A 24,161-nucleotide genomic window follows, 5' to 3' on the forward strand; every position below is an offset into this window, starting at 1 on the left:
TCTCGTGAAGCAGCTAACTTTTTCCATCAGCCGTCTGGACGGGCGGCTGATGGTCTTCTTAATCAGTCTTTGGGCCATCTGTCGGGCAACGATAGCGACTGCTCACCCCATGCCGAATTCGGTTGTGCTGCTGAATGTGCACGCCAATCGGATCGATGCCGAGCTGCAAATTCCGCTCGTTGAGTTGCAGTCGGCCTGGGGGCATGCTGTTAACGATTCGTCGGCAAGGTTGGTCGAACGACTGGGGCCACAATTGAGAGCCTATCTCAAAGCACATATTCGACCGCAAAGCCCTGACGGGCGTTTCTGGACGGTATCGGTTGGCGAACTGACCGCTCACGAAAGTCAGAATCCAATCAATGGAGTGTATCGCGAACTAACAGCCCAGGTGCAAATGATTCCTCCGGCGGGCGACGATGTGCGGCAGTTTACGTTCTTCTATGATGTAGTGTTGCATCAGGTAATGACCCATAAAATTCTGGTGTTGGTACGGCAGGATTGGGAGCGCGGTCAATTGGCCGAAAGCGAACCCGTTCAGGTGGGTACCATCAGTTTAGATATTGTCAATAACCGTATTCTGCCTTTGCCGATCAGTATTGAATCGGGTAGCCACTGGGCCGGTTTTACGGCGATGGTGAAGCTCGGCATGCAGCACATTGCGGAAGGAACCGACCATCTGCTGTTTCTACTTGTACTGTTGTTGCCTGCTCCGTTACTGGTAATTGGCCAACGTTGGGGCCGATTCGGGGGAGTTCGATATAGTTTGAAACGCTTGTTGCTGATTGTGACGGCCTTTACAGTGGGTCATTCTATCACGTTGCTGGCAGGCTCGTTGGGTTGGGTTCGCTTACCGTCGCAACCGGTTGAAATTCTGATTGCCGTATCGATTCTGGTATCAGCGGCTCATGCGGTTCGTCCACTATTTCCGGGTCGCGAAGCCTGGATTGCTGCTGGATTTGGCCTGATTCACGGGTTGGCGTTTGCCAGTACGCTGGCTAACCTCCAACTCGACGCTGGCCCAATGGCGCTGAGTATTCTGGGCTTCAATCTGGGGATTGAGTTCATGCAAGTGTTTATCATTTTGCTGGTAATTCCGTGGTTAATACTGCTGAGCCGTACGCAATCGTACCGGGTTGTTCGATTGACCGGTGCTTTTCTGGCAGCCGTTGCCGCTATGGCCTGGGTGATTGAACGCATTACCGGACAAACTAACAGCCTGACCAGAGGAGTCGAACAAATGGCTTCGTACGCTCCCTATGGGTTGGGTATATTGGCACTCATTGCCCTATGGCTCACCTGGCGAATGAAACGAACGAGCCAACTTCCTGTACTCTAGTACTATCCAATCCATTATTGACTCGTGGAGTTAGTGGACTTTTGCTAACTCCGGCATAAATCGGTCATTCGGCTGAATTGAATTGTTGTGACTATTGGTGTACGGTAAACTAGACCAGTCGTACCTTTGTACTTTACGTCTGCGTAGCTTGTCGACATCCATCATAGATTAGACTGTTTGCCGTCTGTGGAGTCGGAATTATAGAGTTTATCTTTAATGAAACTGAAAAATATACTCGTTACGCTGGTCGTGGGGCTTGTGTCAATCCAGGTTGCGTTTGCCCATTTGGGAAACATTGCCGGCATTGTTTACGATCAATCGACGCATTTGCCTTTGCGGAATGTATCGGTCCAGTTGACGGGTTTAGGTAAACTGGCGCTTACCGATGAACTGGGGCAATTTCGCTTCACAAATCTCGTAGCCGCACCCTATAAAGTAGAGTTTTCGCACGTAGGCTTTCAGAGTCAGTTGGTTACGACAATTGTTGGTGATGATGAAACTCTATTTCTTAAAATCTCGCTGATTAGTGCGCCTATTGAACTGAGTCAGGTGCAGGTATCGGCCACGCGGGCTCACGATCAGCAACTGATCAGTAGTCTGGATATTAAACTCCGCCCGATCACCAATTCGCAGGAGATTCTCCGCTCCGTACCCGGCTTATTTATCGGCCAACATGCCGGGGGAGGTAAAGCCGAACAAATTTTTCTGCGTGGCTTTGACCTGGATCATGGTACCGATATTCGCCTGACAGTCGATGGTATGCCTGTCAATATGGTCTCGCATGCACATGGCCAAGGCTATGCGGATTTACACTTTGTTATTCCCGAACTAGTAGAAGGCGTGGATTTTAAAAAAGGCCCTTACACCACCGATAAGGGCAATTTAGCAACGGCGGGCTGGGCTGATTTTCGAACGCGTACCGCCCTGGATAAAAGTTTTGCGAAGCTCGAAGTTGGCCAATACGATACCTATCGGGCCGTGGCGGGGATCGATTTGTTAGGGCAGGCTGGTCGAGACAAGAACCAATCGGCTTATCTGGCGTCGGAGTATTCCTATTCTAATTCGTACTTCGATAATCCTCAGCATTTCAAGCGGCTCAACGTACTGGGTAAATATCATGGACACGTAGGAGCCAATACGAACCTGACGCTAACGGGCTCTACGTTCTGGAGCAAGTGGAATCATTCGGGACAAATTCCAGATCGGGCCGTTGAATCAGGCCTGACCGATTGGTTCGGCTCCATCGATCCAACTGAGGGAGGAGAAACGAGTCGTACCAATTTGAATGCCCAACTGGTAACCGTAACGCCGAAAAACCATGTGATCAAGAATCAATTTTATTACAGCAATTACAATTTTGAGCTTTATTCCAACTTCACCTTCTTCCTCAAAGACACGGTGAACGGCGACCAGATTCGGCAGAAAGAGCATCGGAATTTGTTTGGCTACACTGGCAGTTATTCAACCCAGGCGCACATCGGGAAAACAAGCTGGACAACAACGATCGGTGCCCAATATCGCCAGGATATCACGCACGGAACGGAATTGTCGCACACCAAAAATCGCGTTGAAACTCTAAATCCGATTCAACTTGGTAATGTTAATGAAATCAATGCAGCCCTTTATGCCGATGAGCTGGTTCAAGTAACGAGCCGTTTCTCGGTGAATGCCGGGCTACGCGTTGATTACTTCCGGTCGCAATACGAAGATTTACTGGCTAGTCCTGTTACGACCAAACGGGCCACGCAGGCCATTGTGTCGCCTAAGCTAAACCTCTATTACACGGTTAATCCGAGCGTTCAATTTTACCTGAATACCGGCAAAGGCTTTCACTCCAACGATGCCCGCGTAGTAACGGCACAGAATGGACGCGAAATACTACCCGCAGCTTATGGGTCCGATTTAGGGGTCATTATCAAACCGTTACCCAACCTGTTGATCAATGCCGCAGCCTGGTATCTGTGGATGCAGCAGGAGTTTGTGTATGTGGGCGATGAAGGCGTGGTTGAACCTAGTGGGCGCTCGCGCCGAATGGGACTGGATTTGTCGGTCCGTTACCAGTTGACGAAAAGTTTGTATGCGGATGTGGATTTGAATACCGCCAATCCTCGGTCGCTGGATGCCGAAGCAGGGCAAAACTACCTGCCCTTGGCCCCCGTATTTACCTCAACGGGTGGTTTATCCTTACAAACCAAGTATGGACTAAGCGGTTCGTTACGGTATCGGTACATGGCCGATCGGCCTGCCAATGAAGATAATACGATTGTTGCCAAAGGCTATTTTGTAACCGATATGCAGCTGAACTATGCCCGAAAGCGATACACGCTTGGCCTATCGGCGCAAAATCTGCTAAATACCCGCTGGAAAGAAACGCAGTTTGCCACCGAAAGTCGGCTGAAAGGAGAAGCAGCTCCGGTAGAAGAGATTCATTTTACACCCGGCACCCCTTTCTTCGCCCGATTAAGTCTGACCTACTTCTGGTAGTTTCTAATTGTTATGACAGAAGACTATTCCATTCCCAAAACGGGAGTGGAATCATAATTATGCGTTTGTGTTGATGTCGCGTAGCAACAGGATGTTTGTAGTTCAATAGTAACCTGACAGACCGAGGATACGGAAAAAACTGATTTAAACAGAGATTTCTCCGAAATCTCATTATGGCAAGATCACATCCCTCATCCGTTCCTGCGGGGTAACGTTTAAATTTTCCACCTTACCATTTACGACACGACCTTCTACGGTTGTATTGTAAGGAGCGTGTAACTTGAACGTTGCGTTCCAATCCTTAGGCCAGGCGGGGAGTAGCCGAATCGTTTTGCCATCGACTTGCATCAGCATTTCCTGCAAACCAATCATGGCCGAACCACCCCAGTTGTGGTCGGGTGTCCAGTCGAAGCCGGGTCCCCAGAATGTAGGGAAACGATGCGTTGAGTTCCTGAATTTTAGCTTGGTTAGTCGGGCGGCTTCGTCGGTAAGTCCTAGCCGGGCGGCAAAAATATTGTGCTGCCGCCAACCGACGTGACTGCGGTATTTAACCACTAATGTGTCGTACGTCCAGGTATTGATGGCTACGTCCAGACCGGGTTTGCCAACGCCATAAATGCCCCACGGATAGACCGGATAGAGTTGAGGAGCTTCGGAATTCTGGATTCTGGCCCAGGCCAAAGCAGGAGCCAGCGTTTTATGCCCGTCATATTCCTGAAAGGGGAGAGGAGGAATACGTTTCAGCATCGTAGCCCATTTCTCCCGCTGTTTTGTATCAAGATACTTGCCGGGTAATTCCAGCATACGACCCAGAATCACCTTCAGGGCAGAGATGACCGTAGCCGAATTATAGGTCATTTTATAGGTTTCGCAGGCCGACGTTGGGTACAGAATATAGTGCCCCTGCCCATCGAATGGGCGAGTGCCCCGTTGGGCCGCCAATTGCCGATAATGCTCATCGTAAAACGTAAGGCAGCTTTCGATAAACGGAACATATTCGGTAATGTCGCGACCTTCGTACCGTTCGGTTTCCAGCATCATCAGGCAAAATTCAAATACGGTATCCCACTCATACTCCAGCCAGGCGTTGTACTCCATGCCAGGGTCATAGCCATCAGGGCGTTTCGTCCCATATTCCATGATGTTGGGCAGACCGAAATTTTCGATTTGTTCGGTAAAACAAGCACCGTTATGCTGCCAATATACCTGACTCCGTAGTTCAGCGTTTTTCTGTGTTCTCAGATAAAAATCGAACTGCGGTTTCAGCATGTCGAAATCCCCGGTTTTCAACATTGGATGATACACCAATCGCTGATTTTGAGCGGTCATGGTGCCTCCGCCCCACAATCGGAAATCGGGCGAATGGGCGTATTTATGATCAACATATTCGGGGTCGAAGGTGAACAGACCGCCGTTGAATTTTGTCGGCCATTTTCCGTAGGCATTACAGCCCAACTGGTAGCGAAACCGCTGATAATTTTGGGAGATGGCCATGACGGCTGTGTCTCTGCTGTCAAGTCGTATATAGCTTCGGTCCCAGAATTGACGCCACCACTCGCGGCTCTTTTGTCGAGCAGTTTTTTGAGTTTGGCTGGCATCGTTCATGATTTTGTTCAAACCGGCCTTCCAGTCATCCAGCGTATTGGTTTGGTCGACGTTGAGGCCAATTTCAATCGCTTGCGAACGTACGGGTTTTGTGGTTGTTATAGCCCAGGCTTTGAATGATAACTGAGCGTAAGTGCCAGTATCTGTACCAATTGGCTTCATGTTCTGGCCACGCATCAAGCCGCCAAACGTGTTGTTTTTTAAGGGATCAAACAGCTTGTCTTTTACCGAATCCATACCTTCCAGCCGGACGGTATGATCGAAAATGGTTTCCGCGTCGCTGCGATTACGGTGATAAAACAGAATGTCATTGCCCTGAAAATCAATATCATCCTTTCGGGTTACTACGTCGAATTTCTGCGGAACCTTGTACGAGTTTGTTCGGAATTCAGTGCCTTGTACAACATGATCTTTGTGGCGCCAGGATTCGTAAGCGGCCTTGATGCTAAGCGGTTTGGCACTTTGAACATCAACGTGCACAACGGGCCGAAACACGTCTACCCACAAATTCACCTGTACATTCCCTCCCCTTATCGTCACACCACCCTCGGCCAGTTTCAGCTCCTGTTTGAAATCGGTTCCGGTAAATGGATTGGGCGATAACCTCACTCGTACTCGCCCAAGTTTCAGCATGGCATTGTTCTCATCGAAGGTGCCGCTTCTGGACAGATAAAACAGGATGTCTCCTTTTTCCACCCATACATTCAGGCCAATATCGCCACCACCACAAGGCATCGATTCCGATGAGTTTTTGCTTTGACTCGTCCAGACCACATTGGCCATTTGATCCGGCGTAGATTGGGCGAACAATTGTCCATAACCAGCGGAAATCAGCAACAGGACCCAGAGAATGTAGTTCATGATGGACAGGAAAGGAACTGAGAACAAAAATATATCGGCTGAATGGAACGCAGATTTTTATGACTTTAAAGATCAAGTATGATTTATCAATTGTTGGCGTAGGCTTTACATTGACAAGATCATACACTAATCATAGCCGCACTGGCGGCTCGGAATCATAAAGATCAGCGTTCTATCATCATTAGTAAATCCACAATAACGGCTTTCTTTTGTCTAAATCCGACTTCTTAACTAGCTGCTGCGTATGTTTGATACGATAAAAAGCCTGCAACTGAGTTTATTACACATGGGATTCATTCAGCTAGATGCCCGCTGGCAGTATGATAATGTGATTAGCCCTTTTTCACGACTTTATCTGATTACAGCCGGAGAAGGCTGGGTTTTTCATAACAGGCAGAAGTTTATGCTTAAACCCGGCCATCTTTATCTGATTCCCCGGTTTACCTACAGCCGTTATCACTGCGATCAGTTTCTGGAACAATACTATATCAGTTTCTTCGATGAGTTGCGGGAGGGTTTGTCTATTTACGACCTTAAGTCAATGGCGTATGAAGTACAGGCCGAACCAATTGACTACACATTAATGGACCGACTATTGGCCCAGAATCCGGATCGGGCCATTACGCAGTCTGACCCAAAGATCTACGATAACCGACCCGAAGTCCTGTCGTTTAACCAACCCCAATCCAATCAGTCGATGAGCCAGTTTGTTGAAACGAATGGCATTCTATTACAGCTGTTTTCCCGTTTTCTGGGGGCTGAAAATGATCAGGATCAGCAGCGAGCGAAAGGCTTTCATCAGCTGGCTTCGATCTTACAATACATTGATAGTCACCTGCACGACAAATTAACGGTAGAGAAACTGGCCCATAATGCCCATTTAAACGCCGATTATTTCTCCCGCTTATTTCTGAGCATTGTGGGTATCCGGCCAATGGATTACATCATTAACAAACGCCTGGAGCGGGCGCAACTTCTGATGATGACCTCCTCAATGGCGCTGAAAACGGTTGCCGAATCGGTTGGCATTCCGAGTATTTACTACTTCTCCCGACTATTTAAACGTCGGTTTGGGGTGCCGCCCGGTCAGTATCGCGAAACCGCCTGGCAGATGTAAACCCAGGGCAATAGGATTCAGGGATTCATTCTATGACGAAATTGCCCTGGCAGCGTCTAATGCCCCAGTGTATCGCAAAATCGAAACAAACAGCGCTTTTCAGTAGTCAGCTAAATTATACGTCTTTACCCTTCAATGAAGAAATTACTAGTTTTACTAACGTCTCTCTGTACGGTATCCGCTCTTGCCCAAAATCCAGCTGCCTTAAAACTCTGGTACGATAAACCCGCCGATCGTGTCTGGACCGATGCGCTGCCGGTTGGCAATGGTCGGTTGGGTGCTATGGTGTATGGAAACGTGACCAATGAGACCATTCAACTGAATGAAAGCACCGTCTGGACGGGTAGCCCTAATCGGAACGATAACCCCGATGCGCTGGCTTCGCTCCCCGAAATCAGACGATTAGTCTTTGCTGGCCAGCAGGGAGAAGCCCAGAAACTGGCCGAGAAGACCATGCAGTCGAAGAAGTCGAATGGGCAGATGTTTCAGCCGGTGGGGAATCTACAACTGTACTTTCCGGGGCACGAAACCTATACCAATTATTACCGGGAGCTGGATATCGAAAAGGCCATTGCAACCACCATGTATCAGGTGAATGGGGTGAATTATGTTCGCAATGTGTTTTCCTCTGTACCAGCGCAAACGGTTGTTGTGCGGCTGTCGGCTGATAAGCCGGGGATGCTTTCGTTCACGGCAAGCTTATCGACCCTGCAAAAAAACGCGACGGTAATGGCCCGTAAAAATGAACTGATTCTGCACGGAATGACGGGGAGTCATGAAGGCGTGGAAGGCCAGGTCAAATTTGATGGAATTGCCCAAATTCAAACCGAGGGCGGTACAATATCCTCCACTGATTCGACCGTTCAGGTTCGTAACGCAACCTCGGCTTTCATCCTGATTTCTATTGCTACGAATTATGTCAATTACCATGATCTGACCGCCGATGCCGTAAAACGGTCCAAGCAATACCTGACCAAAGCCAGCAAACAACCGTATCTGCAATTGCTGAATGAGCATATTCTGTCCTATCAAAAATATTTCAATCGGGTAAAGATTGATCTGGGAAGTTCGGAGGCTGTTCGAAAACCCACCGATGTCCGGTTGAAAGAATTTGCGTCGGCCAACGACCCGCAGTTGGTGAGTCTGTATTTTCAGTATGGCCGCTATTTATTGATTTCGTCGTCGCAACCTGATGACGCTTTACAAGCCAAAGACGGATTTCATAACCAGCCTGCCACGTTGCAAGGGCTCTGGAACGACCGTATGGACCCACCCTGGGACAGCAAGTATACGATCAACATCAACACCCAGATGAATTACTGGCCAGCCGAGAAAACGAACCTGAGCGAGATGCACGACCCGCTTTTGCAAATGGTGAAAGAACTGTCGGAAACCGGACCCGAAACGGCACGGGTAATGTACGGTTCGCGGGGTTGGCTGGCCCATCACAATACCGATTTATGGCGAATTACAGGCCCTGTCGATGCCATCTATTGGGGCGTCTGGAGTATGGGAGGGGCCTGGCTTTCCCAGCACTTGTGGGAGCGGTATCTGTATTCTGGCGATAAAAAATACCTGGCTGACATCTACCCGATTCTGAAAGGAGCCGCGACTTTTTTTGTCGATGATCTGGTCGAAGACCCCAAACGCAAATATCTGGTTATCAATCCGGGTACCTCACCCGAAAACGCGCCAGATTTCCGGAAAGGCATTTCGTTCGATGCGGGCTGTACGATGGACAATCAGATTGTGTACGACATGCTGACCGTAGCGATGCGGGCCGCCAGACTCCTCCAAAAAGATGACCGATTTGTTGATACGCTACTTGCTGTTAGGCAGCGTTTGCCACCTATGCAAATAGGACAGCACGGCCAGCTGCAGGAATGGATCGACGATCTTGATGATCCGAAGGACAAACACCGACACATCTCGCATCTGTATGGTTTATTTCCTTCAGCTCAGATTTCGCCTTACCGAAATCCGGAATTGTTCAGTGCGGCCAAAACGACACTTATCCAACGTGGCGACATTTCGACGGGCTGGAGCATGGGTTGGAAAGTAAACTGGTGGGCACGGATGCAGGACGGCAATCATGCCTATAAATTGATTCAGAACCAGTTGACTCCCGTTGGTGTCAACGAAGGGGGAGGAGGGACTTACAACAATCTGTTCGATGCACATGCGCCATTCCAGATTGACGGGAACTTTGGGTGTACATCCGGGATCACCGAGATGTTGATGCAGAGTCATGACGGTGCGTTACACCTGCTGCCAGCCTTACCCGACGGTTGGAAAGAAGGACGTATTTCGGGCTTGCGGGCGCGGGGTGGTTTCGAGATCGTTTCGCTGGAATGGAAAGAGGGCAAGGTGGCTAAGTTGATCATCAAGTCGAATCTGGGCGGTATTTGCCGGTTGCGTCTGCCCAATGCCTTAAGTGCCGACGGCCTGTCGCTCTTTTCGGCACAAGGGCTAAACCCAAACCCGTTTTATACCGTCGATGCGATTACGAAACCGCTTATTTCCCGCAGAATATCGATCGTTCCACCAGTTCCCATTCAGGAAACACAGCTGGTTGATTTTGATACACAGGCTGGAAAAGTTTATACGCTGGTGAGTAAATAGACCCGTAAACCTATAAGGTTTTTGAGACCTTATAGGTTTGTATAAATAAACTAGTCGATGGAACGATACCGAACTTATCTAATTCGCTTTATTCTCCTTTTTCATTGCCTCTTTTTAGCCATCGTTATCCAGGCGCAAAACCCAACGCCTTTTCCTGAAGGGACTAAACGGATTCTGTTCCTGGGAAATAGTATTACGTATGCGGGGACCTATGTCACAGATGTGGAGTCGTATTTTGTTGCCCATTATCCTGGACAGTCGTACGAGTTTATTAATGTGGGATTGCCCAGCGAAACGGTGTCGGGTTTGAGTGAGCCGAATCACGCCGATGGCCGGTTTCCGCGCCCTGATCTACACGAACGATTGGTCAGAGTGCTGGACCAAACAAAGCCCGATGTCGTTTTTGCCTGCTATGGCATGAATGATGGAATCTATCTGCCGTTCGATGAAGCGCGCTTCCGACCTTATCGGGACGGGCAAAAATGGCTACATGCCGAACTGGAGAAAACGGGAGCAAAGCGAATTATTTTCCTGACGCCACCCGTTCACGATGATAAAAATCTGGGTACGCAAGGCTATAATCTTACGCTGGACAACTATTCTGAATGGCTGCTGGCGCAACGAGATTCCCTGAAATGGGAAGTAGCTGACATTCATTTCCCCATGACGCATTATCTGGAAGAAAAACGGAAAACCGACCCTTCGTTTAAGCTGGCCAACGATGGGGTCCATCCCGGCGACGAAGGTCATTGGCTCATGGCGAAAGCTATCCTAAACTATCTTGGTGAGAACGTTGCGAATGCGCCTAATGTAAAATCGACTCTGTCTGTAAATCCTCGGGGCGAGGAAATTAGGAGTTTGATCGCTCAACGACAGTCTATTATGAAAGATGCCTGGCTTAGCTCTACCGGGCACAAACGTCCTGAAATGCGTCAGGGAATTCCAATGGCCGAAGCCCGACAGCGCTATGATGAACTGGAAACAAAAATTCGAGCTGCGGTAAACGGGAAGTAACTTTCTGGCGCGCTGGCGCGAGTATTTACTCGTGCCGATTAATATAGTCAGCATTTGCTGACTCATGAACAGGCTGAAAGCCAGCGAATGCTGGCCAAATTAATCAGCACGAGCGAATGCTCGCGCTAGAACAACTAAACCATGCCTCCTAAAACCTCAAGGCGCAGCTTTCTCCAATCGTCCGTAGTAGCTGGATTTGCTTCTGGTTTACCATCGCATTCCTTGTTGACAAATCAATCGGTTCAGCCACCCAAAGAAAAAGGACTAGTTTTTCTGTTTCAGGGCGATTCGATTACAGATGGCAATCGGGGACGAAACACCGATCCAAATCACATTATGGGACACGGTTATGCTTTTTCGATTGCCAGTCGGATTGGGGCCGATTTTCCGGAAGAGGGTTTCCTGTTTTACAACCGGGGCATCAGCGGTAACAAGATAACTGACTTGCAGAAACGCTGGCAAACCGATACGCTCGATCTTAAACCGGATGTGCTCAGTGTATTAGTGGGCATCAACGATACCAATGCCATCGTCAATAAATCGGCTGAAGCTATCAGTCTGGAGGAGTTCGAAACCATCTATCGTACGCTGCTCACGGATAGTAAAAAGCAAAATCCAGCGACACTATTTGTGTTGGGAATACCCTTTGTTTATCCCGTTGGAAAGCGCAAAGAAAACTGGGAACTCTGGCGCGACGATACGGCAAAACGACAGGTTATTGTTCGAAAACTAGCTGCCGAATTTGATGCCGTACTCGTCGACTATCCGGCTTTAGTTGATAAAGCAATAACAAAAGCGCCGATTGAGTACTGGATTTGGGACGGCATTCACCCAACCGTGTTTACCCACGAGTTGATGGCGCGCGAATGGATAAAGCAGGTAAGCGCCCGACTTAAATTCCTGAAAAAATACCGGTACTAGGAACGCATTCAGGCTGCGCTTTTTTTAAGCCTTTCAAGGAACCGTATCCGGGTTTAAAGCGATTGTAAAGGCATATCAGAAAAATCAACCATGGAATTAGGAATCAGTAGTTTTGGCGATGTCAGACCTGATGGCGTGGCCGGGAAAGCGGTCAATGCGCATCAACGGATGCAGGACCTGCTCGAAGAAATAAAATTGGCCGATGAAGTTGGACTAGACGTATTTGCGTTGGGCGAGCACCATCGCCCCGACTTTGTTATATCTGCCCCCGAAGTGATTCTGGCCGCAGCGGCCACGATCACCAAAAAAATACGACTTTCCAGCGCGGTTACCGTGCTGAGTTCAGCCGACCCGGTTCGGACGTTTCAGAACTTTGCCACATTGGATCTTATCTCAAATGGTCGGGCGGAGATCATGGCTGGTCGTGGGTCATTTATTGAGTCGTTTCCTTTATTTGGGTATGATCTGCGGGATTACGATGAGTTGTTCACTGAAAAGCTGGATCTGTTAGTTAATATCAACCAGCATGAAATTGTGGATTGGGTGGGTAAACATCGGGCTTCTATTCAGCATCTGGGCGTTTATCCGCGTCCTTATCAGGAATCCCTTCCCATCTGGCTGGCAGTAGGCGGAACGCCCGCTTCGGCTGTTCGGGCCGGGACTATGAATTTGCCCATGACGCTGGCGATTTTGGGCGGACCTCCCGATCGATTTGTTCCGTTTGCCAATTTATACCGGCAAGCCGCACAACGGGCAGGGCACGATGCGAACCAATTACAGTTGGCGATCAACTCTCATTTTTACATGGCGGATGATTCGCAACAGGCTTCGGATGAGTTTTTTCCAACCTACGAAGTGCTAATGAATCGCGTTGGAAAAGAGCGGGGATGGTCGCCAATTACGCGCGCTCAATTTGAGCACAGTCGTGAATATGGCCCGTTGATGGTGGGGAGTCCGCAACAAATCATCGACAAGATTCTGCATTTCCACGAGTTGTTTGGGAATACCCGTTATCTGGCCCAGATGATCAGCGGGCATGATCTGCCGCATTCAAAAATGCTGCACGCCATCGAATTATTTGGGACTAAAGTGGCACCAGAAGTACGGAAAGCACTGAAGGCAAAGGTGGCAGTTGAGTAAGATTGGCGCGGGTATTGACCCGTGCTTATCAATATAGCCAGCATTCGCTGGCACATTGGCTAACCCACATTATTACTCATGAATTCGTCAGCGAATGCTGACCTGATTAATAGGCACGGGTAAATACCCGCGCCAGAGAATTTCTCGATCGACCTGATGCAATTCAACACCCTGCTCTGTTTCTCCTTTTTTCTGGCAACACTGCCTTTGCTTGCCCAGAAACGCCCCTTGCCTGATCCATTGGTATTTACGAACGGCAAGCGAGTAACAACCGCGAAACAATGGCAGTCGCAACGGCGGCCGGAATTACTGGAGTTCTTCGCTAACGAGATGTATGGCCATTCGCCCGATAAACCGTCGGCGATGCGATTCGAGGTGTTTGACACCGATGCGAATGCGTTAGGCGGTAAAGCAACACGGAAGCAGGTAGCGGTGTATTTCGATGGAAAGTCAAATGGGCCGCGAATGGACGTCTTGCTCTATATTCCGAATCAGGTAAAAGGCCCGGTTCCGGCCATTGTCGGGTTGAATTTCTGGGGAAATCAGAGCATCAATGCTGATCCTGGCATTCGTATTTCAACCAGTTGGATGGAGTCGGGGCGGGGTAATCCGTACGTTGATGTTTCCTGCGTGGTCAACCATCGGTCGACCGAAGCTTGCCGAGGTATCAACGCTCAACAATGGCCTGTCGACAGCATTCTCAATCGGGGTTATGCGCTGGTGACGGCCTATCGGGAAGATATCGCGTCCGACGAAAAATCGACTATGTTCACAACGGGCGTTCATCCCTTATACCCCAACTTACAGAATCGGGGTGATAACTTCGGAACGGTTGCCGCCTGGGCGTGGGGATTAAGTCGGATCATGGATTATGTTCAAACCGACAATCGAATTGACGCCAAACGGGTCGCCGTATTTGGCTGGTCGCGGTTAGGCAAGGCGGCTCTTTGGGCTGGTGCTATCGACGAACGATTTGCCATGGTGATTAGTCATGAATCGGGAGCGGGTGGTGCTAAACTATTTCATCGGGGTGTAGGCGAAAACATCCGGCGACTCTGCACGGTCTTCCCGCATTGGTATGCTGGCAATTTCCGCAACTACATGGATCAGGATACGCTGCTGCCTTTCGATCAGCACCTGGTCATTTCGCTCGTGGCCCCTCGGCCTATCTATGTTGCAAGTGCCGAGGAGGACAAAAATTCAGATCCGGAAGGTGAGTTTGAAGGGGCGAAAGCGGCCAGTGTCGTCTATCAGTTTTTAGGCACAACAGGTCTTCCAGCGTCCCAAATGCCGCCATTGAATCAGTCGGTGCAAGGACAAATCGGTTACCATATTCGCCCCGGCGGCCATGACGTTACGAATTATGACTGGCAACACTATTTGCGCTTTATGGATAAGCATTTCAAAAAGAAGTAGGTCGTGATCCAATAACTTCTTTTAAACCTGGAATTACCCCCTGAATGGGGCTTAATGAATCAGTCCAATACAATCTAATCCAACATGACAGCCTTTCGAATACTTCTCATTAGTAGTCTTTTAGTTTTTACCAACCTTGCTCAAGCAGCCAAAATAGACACCGTGAGTACCTACAGTCCGTCGATGAAAAAGACGATCAAAGCGGTGGTCATGACGCCTGATTCATACACGATTGGTAGCGAATTCCCGGTCGTGTACTTGCTACACGGCTATAGCGGTAATTACAGTGACTGGGCGAAAAAAGCACCGAATTTAGGGCAAGCCGTCGATGCACATCAACTCATAATCGTTTGTCCCGATGGTAATTTCGGTAGCTGGTATTTCGACAGTCCGGCCGATCCTTCGTTTAAGTACGAAACGTACGTGGCCAACGAGCTGGTAGCCTGGGTAGACAGTCATTACAAAACCATCAAAAATCGACAGGCGCGTGCCATTACGGGCTTGAGCATGGGCGGACATGGCGCCCTATATCTAGCCTTCCGGCATCAGGACGTGTTCGGTGCTGCGGGCAGCATGAGTGGTGGTGTGGATATTCGACCCTTCCCGAACAATTGGGACATGGCCAAACGCCTGGGTACGTACGCCCAATTCCCCGAACGATGGGAGCAAAACACCGTTATCAATCTGCTTCATTTACTGACGCCCGGTTCCTTGTCGCTGATCATTGATTGCGGCACCGACGATTTCTTTTTCCGGGTCAACAACAACCTGCACGACAAGCTCCTGGAGCGAAACATTGCCCACGACTACACCACTCGCCCCGGTGCCCACAACTGGAATTACTGGACGAATGCCGTAACCTATCAATTGCTGTTCATGCGCCAGTTCTTCGATAAACAAAAGCGGGAGTAGGTGTTTTAAGCATAAACCCATGTATTCTCGGTCTGTGCGAACCCCTAAAGTATATACACATCTCTAACATAGGCTAATCAGCCCTGTAAGGGCGTCCTGTCAATAGGTATTGTCTTATTAAGAGCCCTAAGCGCCGTAGGTGCGACCGCCGGCGGTCGCACCTACGGCGCTTGAGGTTATGGACAATCTTGTGTTTTCTATTAACAGGTCACTCCTAACGGAGTTTCGAACATGCTTAAAAGATGTCTATGTACTCTAGATGTCCTCACTGAACCGGGGCAGGGATGAGCGTACATGCACTACTATAAAGATACAGTACATAAAGAGTAAGGAGGGTAGGCGAACGCCTTTTTCAACTATCTATTATCAGCGAAATTATATGCCTTCGTTATCTTCCCGTTGTTACACTAGCCTACTTTTCATCCTATTCTCCATCTCGACTTACGCCCAGAACACAATTCGAATTGCCTGCGTAGGGAATAGCATTACCTATGGGGCAACTCTGGCGAATCGGGAGCGGGATGCATACCCGAGCCAATTGCAAAATTTACTGGGTAAAGGCTACGAAGTATTGAATTTTGGGGTGAGTGGCCGGACGTTGCTTCGGGATACACCGGCTGCCTATACAACAACCAGTCAGTACCAGGACGCCTTAAAAAGTAATCCCAATATTGTGTTTATCAAGCTGGGGACCAATGATAGCCGGTTGCCGTATCGACTGAAAATTGATCAGTTTGTAGGCGACTACAAATCACTCATTCAGTCGTTTAAAACACTACCGACCAATCCCCGGATTATTCTGTTGCTTCCCGTAACGTCATTTCTGACCGATACTACCCGGCAGGTCGATGCGGCCATTCGGAAATTGATTATTCCCCGTATCCAGCAAGTGGCTTTCGACGAGAAACTGGAACTCATCGACCTGCATGCCCTGACCGCTACCGATAGTCTTTTATTTCCTGACAAGCTACATCCGTCGGCACCCGTGATGACTACGATTGCCCGACGTTTGTACGAAGCCGTTACTTTAAAGACCCAACCGAATTTTGATATTTTTTCGAAAATCAAGGAGCCTGTTAGCGTATCTTCTTTTTACGGCTACGACTGCGCTGATTTTACCTTTCAGGGGCGTGCCTGCAAAGTGGTTAAACCACGCGTTGTAGCCACCGGAAAGCCCTGGATTTGGCGGGCTCGCTTCTGGGGACATGAGCCACAAACTGACATTGCGCTGCTAGATCGTGGTTTTCATCTGGTCTACTGCGATGTAGCCGAACTCTTTGGCAATGCTGAAGCAGTTGAGCTCTGGAATAAGTTTTATAAGTACATGAACAAAGCCGGACTTGCCGATAAGGTTTGTCTGGAAGGCTTAAGTCGGGGTGGAATTTATGCCTATAACTGGGCCGTTGAAAACCCCAAAAAAGTAGCTTGTGTATATGTCGATGCACCCGTTCTTGACCTGAAAAGCTGGCCGGGTGGCAAAGGAAAAAGCAAGGGTAGCCCAAGCGACTGGGCTATTTTTAAGAAGGATTACGGCTTTACGACGGAAGTGGAAGCCATGAATTTCAAAGGAAATCCGCTGGATCGAGTACCCCAGATTGTGAAAGGTAATTTCCCGATGTTACACGTCGTGGGCGATGCTGACGATGCCGTGCCCGTAAGCGAAAACACCGAACCCTTCGAAAAACAAGTATTAGCGCTAGGTGGCAAGATCACGGTTATTCACAAACCCGGCGTCAATCATCACCCACACAGTCTGCCAAATCCGACACCCATTGTCGATTTCATCCTCAAATCTATTGGTAATTGAATTTACCATAAAACCCGATAATTTGTATTATTTTTGTACAAATTATCGGGTTTTATGTTTCAGCGGAAAATTTATTCAGAATTAGAGCAACATCTATTCAGGAAGCAAGTGACCGTTATTACGGGCATGCGCCGTGTGGGTAAATCTACGGCTCTACGTTATCTGCTAGGTCATGTTCCGCATACCAACGTACTGTACCTGGATTTTGAACGTATTGAAAATCGTATCCTCTTCAATCAGACTTCCTATAATGACATTGAGCGGGGGTTACAGGCATTAGGGCTATCACTGTCAGAACCTTCTGTCGTGGCTTTAGATGAAATTCAATTAGTACCTAATAGTCCGAGTGTAATCAAAAGCTTATACGATACCTACGGTATAAAATTTATTGTTACAGGTTCTAGCTCGTATTATTTAAAGAACCATTTTTCGGAAAGCCTAGCGGGACGTAAACAAATATTTGAAATGCATCCTCTTGATTTTGAAGAGTTTTTACTTTTCAAAGGACAAGACGTGAAGCCATTTCAGATTGGTAAGATGCAGCCTTTTTTATTTACATTTTATGATCGGTGGCGTGGTTTTTACGAAGAGTTTCTTCAATATGGAGGCTTTCCTGAGGTAGTATTGTCAGAACAGCCAAAGGCTAAAACCGATTATCTACGCGATGTTTTAAATGCTTATATCGAATTAGATATAAAACTTTTAGCTGACTTCAGCCTGAGTGATACGCTCTATAAACTCATTCAACTACTAGCAGTTCGGGTGGGTAGTCGATTGGATTACAGTAAATTATCCAGTTTGATTGGCGAGAATAGACACAAGATGAAAGACTATCTACACTTGTTAGAATACACGTATTTTATTCACATTGTACGACCTTACACAGGTGGATTGGATAAAGAATTGTCAAAACAACCCAAATTTTACTTCTCAGATACAGGTTTGTTGCAGCTTATGGGACAAGTAAGTAGTGGACAATTGTTTGAGAATGCTATTGCGAATCAATTGGCTCGCCTGGGCCTGATTAATTACTATGAACGTACCACAGGCACAGAAATTGATTTTGTTCTGAATCGTCAGCAAGCTTTTGAGGTAAAAGAGACTTGTACACCCCATGATTTACAAGTTCTGACCGATCGAGCTAAACTTCTTCAATTGACAGATTGTCAGTTGATTGGTCGTAATTTGCCCGCAAATGGTTTTTCTGATTTTATATGGGGTGGATCAGTGTGGTAACGTGTGGTTTTCAAATCCTGAAGGAGTTTTCAGAATCACATACGCATCCGCGCCAGCCTGCAACCGCTTCTGAATCACCCGCCGAAGCCGTTCTGGTTCGAGTACGTGCATGCCCTCACCAAATCCTAGGATTTCCTTCTCCAACTCAAAATTGTGTTGCACCCGAAGCTGAATAACAATTCCTGCCTCTGTTCGCTCCACAACTTCCTGCGAATGATGGAGCGGCTTGGTTTCTACATAAGGTGCGTGCAAACGACTGACGAATAATTTTACCCGAATGGGGCGCAGATTCTCACTCACAGACACCCCGATAACGTCGTGGTAATGCGCCGTAGGGTCAATGCCCTGATTAGGCACGTAATCAACATCGGAGTCTATACGGATAGACAGCATTCGGTCTAGCGCCAGGTTCATGATATACCCCTTGCCATCGCGTACACCTACTGCAAACCACCGGTTTTTGAACTCTTTGAGCCACCAAACATGAAAGCAAAACGTTTGTGGTAGTCGAGCTGAAAATGATTGGTATTCAATTCGTAAAGTCCGTTTCTGGATAACTGCCTGATACAACTCATCCAGAAAATGAAGCCCTTTCAAATGTTCGTTTTTCTCGAAATCAATAACCGGGATCGACTTCTGTGCTGTTGAATACACATGATCTTCCAGCTTCTGAACTACTTCGTTCAGCGCCGTAAAGTGCGAGAATCCCTTAAATTGTTTCAGTACCTCAACGGCCTCGTTCATCCGCGACAGATCACCGTCCGAGAGCGGAATATTGGTGATACTGTACGTGGGGTCTTCATAGGTGTAATACTTTTTATCGATGACCACGATGGGGGCAAAGTACCCCAATTTATCGCTTCGCATCAGTTGGAGATCGGCCTGAACGGTCCGTCGACTGATGCCTTTTTCGATCCCCTCGTACTCATAGAGTGCTTCCGAAACCACTTCGATCAGGTCATCGAGCGTCCATTTACGCTGCCGATTACGCAGGCAGGCATCCAGTGTTTTGTAGCGCACAAGCGCGTTTCGGTTAGCGGGCATCGAACTGATTGTTGGTGGGATTAGCTAATTTTTCAGAAAAATGGAAAAATTTTCTGAACTGCGCAAAAAGACTGCGCAATAGCGCTCAACCTTTGTAGCGTCGGTTCGTTGGTATAACTCACCGTCCATAACTAAACCTTCATAACACTTACTCAAATAGGTTTTGCCTGTTTGGATTAATTTACAAACCAATGGAAACGTCAATTTCACTAGACGATATTTTATCAGTAGGGCCAATTCCTGAACCTTTGCACCCAACGTTTCTGCGGGTGACCAATGGGCTGGTCGAACGCGCTCAATACCCGAAAGAGAAAGTAATGAGCTTGCTGGCACAGATGCTCCAGAACCCAAAAAAGTTTGCCTATTCCAAAAACAAAGTCACGAATCTGGCTCAGGCAATTTATGCGTTGAACAAGCAAGGCATTGCGGTTCCGTTGAGCGAGACTGGCGCGCAATACCTACCTGCCGAACCGGCACCTTATGTGTTGTCGAACTCCGAAAAGCAGGCTGAAAACAGCTTCGATCTACGTACAGATGTATTGCCTTATGCTGTGTTTGGTCGGGAGCAGATTGAGGAAGGTGCGTTGAAACAAATGGAAACAGCTGCCAGTCTTCCCATTTCGGTAGCGGGGGCGCTGATGCCCGATGCGCATCAGGGCTACGGTTTGCCGATTGGGGGTGTACTGGCAACCGAACCCAATACGATTATTCCGTTTGCCGTTGGGGTCGATATTGCGTGCCGAATGTGCCTATCGGTTTTCGACTTGCCGCCCGGTTTTTTGAAACGTGAGCCGCATTTGTTGAAGAAATCGCTGGTGGAGCAGACGAAATTCGGGATTGGGGGCGAAACCCGCGAGAAGATCGATGAGAGCGTGATGGATTTGCCTGAATGGCAAGCCACCAAAGTAATCCGCGACCTGAAAGATAAAGCGTATCGGCAATTGGGAAGCTCTGGTACCGGTAACCACTTTGTGGAGTGGGGTGTGGTAGAGGTCTATGCGCAGGATGATTTGTTGAACCTGCCGCCGGGCGAATACCTGGCCCTATTGTCGCATTCGGGTTCTCGGGGCTTCGGCGGAAACGTGGCAAATTACTACTCCAAACTGGCCATGCAGAAAACCAAACTGCCTAAGCAGGCGGCCCATTTAGCATGGCTGGATTTGAATACCGAAGAAGGGCAGGAGTACTGGATTGCGATGAATCTGGCGGGTGAGTATGCCTCGGCTAACCACCACGAAATCCATCGAAAACTGGCCAAGGCGCTTCGGGAAAAACCATTGGTCATGGTCGAAAATCACCACAACTTTGCCTGGAAAGAAAAACTGGCCGATGGTCGTGAGGTAATTGTGCACCGAAAAGGAGCCACTCCGGCAGGGGCCGATGTCTTGGGTATTATTCCGGGATCGATGACGCAACCGGGCTTTGTGGTGCGCGGACGTGGGAATGCCGATTCACTAAACTCAGCCTCGCACGGAGCCGGACGAGTGATGTCGCGAACCCAGGCGTTCAACACCTTGACGCGCTCGCAATGGAACAAAGCGTTGGTCGAAGCGGATATACAGCTGATTGGGGGTGATCTGGATGAGGCTCCGATGGTATATAAAAACATCGACACCGTCATCAACGCCCAAAGCGATCTGGTATCCGTTCTGGCGAAATTCACACCCAAAATTGTCCGGATGGCCGATGCCAATCGAAAAGAAGGGCGAGAGGATTAGCTTATGTATTTCGTGGTGTCAGTTTCTCAAAACTGACACCACGAAATACATGATCTCCCTATGGATGTGGCTTTGATAGTAACGCGGACATCCTGTCCGCATAAACACAATTTACTAACTACCAGCTATGCGGACAGGATGTCCGCGTTACGGCAAGGAATAGTTTTTGAAAAAGCTCCAGATGAGGTCATTGTTGACGAATGCTTCGGAGGGAGCATCGCCAACAAATCGAGCACCTTTAAGGCCACCCGGCCAGGAATGGCCTCCATCTTTGGTTAGGTAATAGTGAATTTCTGAGCCACCCTCACAACCCGCCCACTTGTAAAATGTGTATTTATCTGTCGTGCTAATAGTTTGTTTGGTGGTCGTGCAGTTGGCCAATTTGGCAAAAACAGTCAGTGTACTGTCCACGGGCGAATTCCACTGCTTGTTGATACTCTTTGTGCCGACGCCACCGGTATAGGGCACATTCCGATCCTGTTGGGAATGTACGTGCAGAATCGGCATAACCCGGTTGGGTTTACAAGCTCTCTTTACCTGCATTGTTCCGGAATTAGCTGCAATAGCCGCCACTTTATCAGACAACTCGCAGGCCAATCGATAGCAAAGCATAGCTCCGTTCGAATGCCCTAACGCATAAACTTTCTTGGGGTCAACCCGTTGAGTAGCCACTAATTTGTCAATCAGTTTTCGAATAAATCCAACATCATCTACTTCCTGGTTAGCGGCAATCTGACCACAACAGGCCCCTGCATTCCAGGTTCGCAAGTGCAGGATACCTGGATTTTGGATGCCATCGGGATACACCACAATAAAGCCTTCCCGGTCAGCGGTTTCGCTCAGTTTCGATTGCGATTCAAATTGTTGCCCGCTTCCACCTCCACCATGTAAGGCAATAACCAACGGCAACGGCTCATCGGTCTGTTTGTACGCGGGTGGCAAATGCACCCAGTAAATTCTTGTTTCGCCGTCATGCCGTAACGTATCCCGAACGCTAGGATCAATTTGTGGCTGTACTGTAGGCTCTGTAAAAGCCAGAAAAACAACGCTGCTCAATAGCGTTATCAGAGTTAGTTTGCCCATAAGAGATGATTATAAAGATGCTACAAACCTAATCTACTTCGGGCAGAAGCCGCATCCGAAACTTGATAATCCTGTCGAAAAAAAGAACGTATCCTGTTTCATCTATGACGAATAATTCAGGCCAATTATTTGTATTGTTATTACAACGGGAGAGATTGATGCTCAAGGTATTTGTGAATCTTCCTCAAATCGGTCTGTTCATATGCTACGCTATATACTTCTATTGCTTCTGGTCAACTCATCGCTTTGGGCGCAAACGCCCGCTCAATCACTCGTCCGCCCTAAACTTGTGGTGGGCGTGGTGGTCGATCAGATGCGCTATGATTACCTGTATCGCTATTACAAAAAATACGACGAAGGTGGATTTAAACGGCTGTTGCAGGATGGGTTCAACTGCCGAAATCACCATTTTCATTACGCAATGACTGTTACGGCTGCCGGACATGCCTCCGTTTATACGGGGTCGATGCCCGCGATTCATGGTATTGTGGGCAATGAATGGTTCGACAAGCGACTTGGCAAGGGTGTGTATTGTGTAGGCGACAGTGCGGTAGATGCCGTAGGGACGACCAATGTATCGGCAGGTAAAATGTCGCCGAGAAATATGCTGGTCAACACCGTTACCGATCAATTGCGGATTGGTACTAATTACCAGGCGAAAACGATTGGCATTGCGCTCAAAGATCGGGGTGCTATTCTGCCCGCCGGCCATACAGCTACTGGTGCGTATTGGTTCGATGGCAAAACGGGCAACTGGATTACCAGCACATTCTACCGCCCCGATCTGCCGCAATGGGTGAACGAGTACAACGGTAAAAAACGACCTGCGGAACTCATGAAAGCTGGTTGGCAAACGCTACTTCCCATTGAGCAGTACACCGAAAGCACTGCCGATGATAAAGCGTACGAATTCAAACTGGCGGGGGCTAAGAAACCCGTTTTTCCTTATGATCTGGCTGGTCGGGCTGGCGATGCCTTTGGTGTAATTGCCAGTACTCCACAAGGAAATACAATGACAAAGGAAATGTCACTGGAAGCCCTCAAAAACGAAAATCTAGGCAAAGGCCCATCGACCGATTTCCTGGCCATTAGCTTTTCGTCGCCCGATTATGTAGGCCACGCTTTTGGTCCAAACTCCGTTGAAGAGGAAGATATTTATCTGCGTTTAGATCGCGATCTGGCTGAATTGCTAACGACCCTGGATAACTGGGTTGGCAAGGACAATTATCTATTCTTCATTACCGCCGATCACGGCGTTACGGATGTTGTGGAGCTAGCACGGGAGCACCATCTGCCCGCAGGTCGGCTTGATGTGGCTGCGATTAACACAGTAGTAAAAGCCACCCTGACTGAAAAATTCGGTGCAGGCGACTATATCCGGTCTTCGGAGAATTATCAATTTTACCTGAACCACGAAACCTTACGCAAGAAAAAAATCACGGTCAACGATGTCTATCTGGCTGTTCGTGAGGTTATTCTCGACGCCAATGGCGTTGCTGATGTCCTGAATCTGCACGATTTAGGCAATGCCAGCCTGAACGATTACCAACTGGCACTTTACAAAAACGGCACACATGCCAAGCGCAGTGGCGATATTCAGCTGGTGATTGAACCCGGCTGGATGGCAGGACCCATTGTGGCCAGCCACGGCGGCCCCTATACGAACGACACCCATATTCCGCTGCTGTTTTATGGCTGGGGTATCAAACCCGGCGAAACAACTGCCCCCACTACCGTAGCCGACACGGCCCCCACAGTATCGGCCCTGCTTCACCTACTGGAGCCAAACGGCAGTGTCGGAAACGTGATTAGTGGTGTAATAAAATAAGAGAGCGTGAGTTTGGG

The 24,161-nt window shown here is 48.5% G+C and carries 16 protein-coding genes; 13 read left to right on the forward strand and 3 right to left on the reverse strand.

All coding sequences use genetic code 11. From position 1 onward, the window contains the following. Positions 1-4 precede the first annotated feature (4 nt). Both H3H32_RS04560 and H3H32_RS04565 read left to right on the forward strand, forming a co-directional pair. Positions 5-1,336 (forward strand): HupE/UreJ family protein, encoded by a 1,332-nt coding sequence (locus H3H32_RS04560; protein WP_240543656.1) that lies wholly within the window; start codon positions 5-7, stop codon positions 1,334-1,336. A 216-nt stretch (positions 1,337-1,552) separates the two neighbouring features. Then, positions 1,553-3,820 (forward strand): TonB-dependent receptor, encoded by a 2,268-nt coding sequence (locus H3H32_RS04565; protein WP_182461485.1) that lies wholly within the window; start codon positions 1,553-1,555, stop codon positions 3,818-3,820. Positions 3,821-3,991: 171 nt separating this feature from the next. On the opposite strand, the gene H3H32_RS04570 is transcribed toward H3H32_RS04565, so the two are convergent. Beyond that, entirely contained in the window at positions 3,992-6,286 is a 2,295-nt protein-coding gene (locus H3H32_RS04570; RefSeq protein ID WP_182461486.1) for a DUF5703 domain-containing protein, read from the reverse strand. A gap of 244 nt (positions 6,287-6,530) precedes the next feature. Here H3H32_RS04570 and H3H32_RS04575 point away from each other — a divergent pair, with 244 nt between their 5' ends. From H3H32_RS04575 to H3H32_RS04615, 9 genes are all read left to right on the forward strand, one after another. Further along, on the forward strand, positions 6,531-7,403 hold the full coding sequence (locus H3H32_RS04575) for a helix-turn-helix transcriptional regulator (protein ID WP_182461487.1): 873 nt from the start codon (positions 6,531-6,533) through the stop codon (positions 7,401-7,403). 135 nt (positions 7,404-7,538) lie between these two features. After that, positions 7,539-10,025, forward strand: coding sequence for a glycoside hydrolase family 95 protein (locus H3H32_RS04580; protein ID WP_182461488.1), 2,487 nt, complete (start codon positions 7,539-7,541; stop codon positions 10,023-10,025). Positions 10,026-10,082: 57 nt separating this feature from the next. Then, positions 10,083-11,039 (forward strand): SGNH/GDSL hydrolase family protein, encoded by a 957-nt coding sequence (locus tag H3H32_RS04585; RefSeq protein WP_182461489.1) that lies wholly within the window; start codon positions 10,083-10,085, stop codon positions 11,037-11,039. 141 nt (positions 11,040-11,180) lie between these two features. Next, positions 11,181-11,960 (forward strand): SGNH/GDSL hydrolase family protein, encoded by a 780-nt coding sequence (locus tag H3H32_RS04590; protein ID WP_182461490.1) that lies wholly within the window; start codon positions 11,181-11,183, stop codon positions 11,958-11,960. Positions 11,961-12,050: 90 nt separating this feature from the next. Next, entirely contained in the window at positions 12,051-13,100 is a 1,050-nt protein-coding gene (locus tag H3H32_RS04595; protein WP_182461491.1) for an LLM class flavin-dependent oxidoreductase, read from the forward strand. A 156-nt stretch (positions 13,101-13,256) separates the two neighbouring features. Continuing rightward, complete coding sequence (locus H3H32_RS04600) at positions 13,257-14,516, forward strand: alpha/beta hydrolase family protein (RefSeq protein WP_182461492.1); 1,260 nt, start codon at positions 13,257-13,259, stop codon at positions 14,514-14,516. Positions 14,517-14,600: 84 nt separating this feature from the next. Then, positions 14,601-15,428, forward strand: a complete 828-nt coding sequence (locus tag H3H32_RS04605) for an alpha/beta hydrolase (RefSeq protein WP_182461493.1) — start codon at positions 14,601-14,603, stop codon at positions 15,426-15,428. A 379-nt stretch (positions 15,429-15,807) separates the two neighbouring features. After that, positions 15,808-17,235 (forward strand): GDSL-type esterase/lipase family protein, encoded by a 1,428-nt coding sequence (locus H3H32_RS04610; RefSeq protein WP_182461494.1) that lies wholly within the window; start codon positions 15,808-15,810, stop codon positions 17,233-17,235. A 54-nt stretch (positions 17,236-17,289) separates the two neighbouring features. Beyond that, entirely contained in the window at positions 17,290-18,471 is a 1,182-nt protein-coding gene (locus H3H32_RS04615; RefSeq protein WP_182461495.1) for an ATP-binding protein, read from the forward strand. On the opposite strand, the gene H3H32_RS04620 is transcribed toward H3H32_RS04615, so the two are convergent. After that, positions 18,460-19,515 carry a helix-turn-helix transcriptional regulator gene (locus H3H32_RS04620; RefSeq protein ID WP_182461496.1) on the reverse strand — a complete coding sequence of 352 codons (1,056 nt, stop codon included), beginning with the start codon at positions 19,513-19,515 and terminating at the stop codon, positions 18,460-18,462. The two genes, H3H32_RS04615 and H3H32_RS04620, sit on opposite strands and share 12 nt — an antisense overlap. A gap of 191 nt (positions 19,516-19,706) precedes the next feature. On the opposite strand from H3H32_RS04620, the gene H3H32_RS04625 reads away from it, so the two are divergent. Beyond that, positions 19,707-21,233 carry an RtcB family protein gene (locus H3H32_RS04625; protein ID WP_182461497.1) on the forward strand — a complete coding sequence of 509 codons (1,527 nt, stop codon included), beginning with the start codon at positions 19,707-19,709 and terminating at the stop codon, positions 21,231-21,233. Between the two features lie 147 nt (positions 21,234-21,380). Here the strand turns inward: H3H32_RS04625 and H3H32_RS04630 are convergent, their stop codons facing one another. Beyond that, positions 21,381-22,316: an extracellular catalytic domain type 1 short-chain-length polyhydroxyalkanoate depolymerase gene (locus H3H32_RS04630; protein WP_182461498.1), complete on the reverse strand. Its 936-nt coding sequence runs from the start codon at positions 22,314-22,316 to the stop codon at positions 21,381-21,383. Positions 22,317-22,518: 202 nt separating this feature from the next. On the opposite strand from H3H32_RS04630, the gene pafA reads away from it, so the two are divergent. Then, complete coding sequence (gene pafA / locus H3H32_RS04635) at positions 22,519-24,144, forward strand: alkaline phosphatase PafA (RefSeq protein ID WP_182461499.1); 1,626 nt, start codon at positions 22,519-22,521, stop codon at positions 24,142-24,144. The last annotated feature ends 17 nt before the right edge of the window (positions 24,145-24,161 follow it).

The sequence above is a fragment of the Spirosoma foliorum genome, from assembly GCF_014117325.1.
In the GTDB taxonomy this organism is placed as follows: Bacteria; Bacteroidota; Bacteroidia; order Cytophagales; family Spirosomataceae; genus Spirosoma; species Spirosoma foliorum.

Coding starts and splice junctions, on each gene's coding strand:
- H3H32_RS04565 (WP_182461485.1), top strand. CDS start 1,553: ATGAAACTGAAAAATATACTCGTTACGCTGGTCGTGGGGCTTGTGTCA.
- H3H32_RS04570 (WP_182461486.1), bottom strand. CDS start 6,286: ATGAACTACATTCTCTGGGTCCTGTTGCTGATTTCCGCTGGTTATGGA.
- H3H32_RS04575 (WP_182461487.1), top strand. CDS start 6,531: ATGTTTGATACGATAAAAAGCCTGCAACTGAGTTTATTACACATGGGA.
- H3H32_RS04580 (WP_182461488.1), top strand. CDS start 7,539: ATGAAGAAATTACTAGTTTTACTAACGTCTCTCTGTACGGTATCCGCT.
- H3H32_RS04585 (WP_182461489.1), top strand. CDS start 10,083: ATGGAACGATACCGAACTTATCTAATTCGCTTTATTCTCCTTTTTCAT.
- H3H32_RS04590 (WP_182461490.1), top strand. CDS start 11,181: ATGCCTCCTAAAACCTCAAGGCGCAGCTTTCTCCAATCGTCCGTAGTA.
- H3H32_RS04595 (WP_182461491.1), top strand. CDS start 12,051: ATGGAATTAGGAATCAGTAGTTTTGGCGATGTCAGACCTGATGGCGTG.
- H3H32_RS04600 (WP_182461492.1), top strand. CDS start 13,257: ATGCAATTCAACACCCTGCTCTGTTTCTCCTTTTTTCTGGCAACACTG.
- H3H32_RS04605 (WP_182461493.1), top strand. CDS start 14,601: ATGACAGCCTTTCGAATACTTCTCATTAGTAGTCTTTTAGTTTTTACC.
- H3H32_RS04610 (WP_182461494.1), top strand. CDS start 15,808: ATGCCTTCGTTATCTTCCCGTTGTTACACTAGCCTACTTTTCATCCTA.
- H3H32_RS04615 (WP_182461495.1), top strand. CDS start 17,290: ATGTTTCAGCGGAAAATTTATTCAGAATTAGAGCAACATCTATTCAGG.
- H3H32_RS04620 (WP_182461496.1), bottom strand. CDS start 19,515: ATGCCCGCTAACCGAAACGCGCTTGTGCGCTACAAAACACTGGATGCC.
- H3H32_RS04625 (WP_182461497.1), top strand. CDS start 19,707: ATGGAAACGTCAATTTCACTAGACGATATTTTATCAGTAGGGCCAATT.
- H3H32_RS04630 (WP_182461498.1), bottom strand. CDS start 22,316: ATGGGCAAACTAACTCTGATAACGCTATTGAGCAGCGTTGTTTTTCTG.
- pafA (WP_182461499.1), top strand. CDS start 22,519: ATGCTACGCTATATACTTCTATTGCTTCTGGTCAACTCATCGCTTTGG.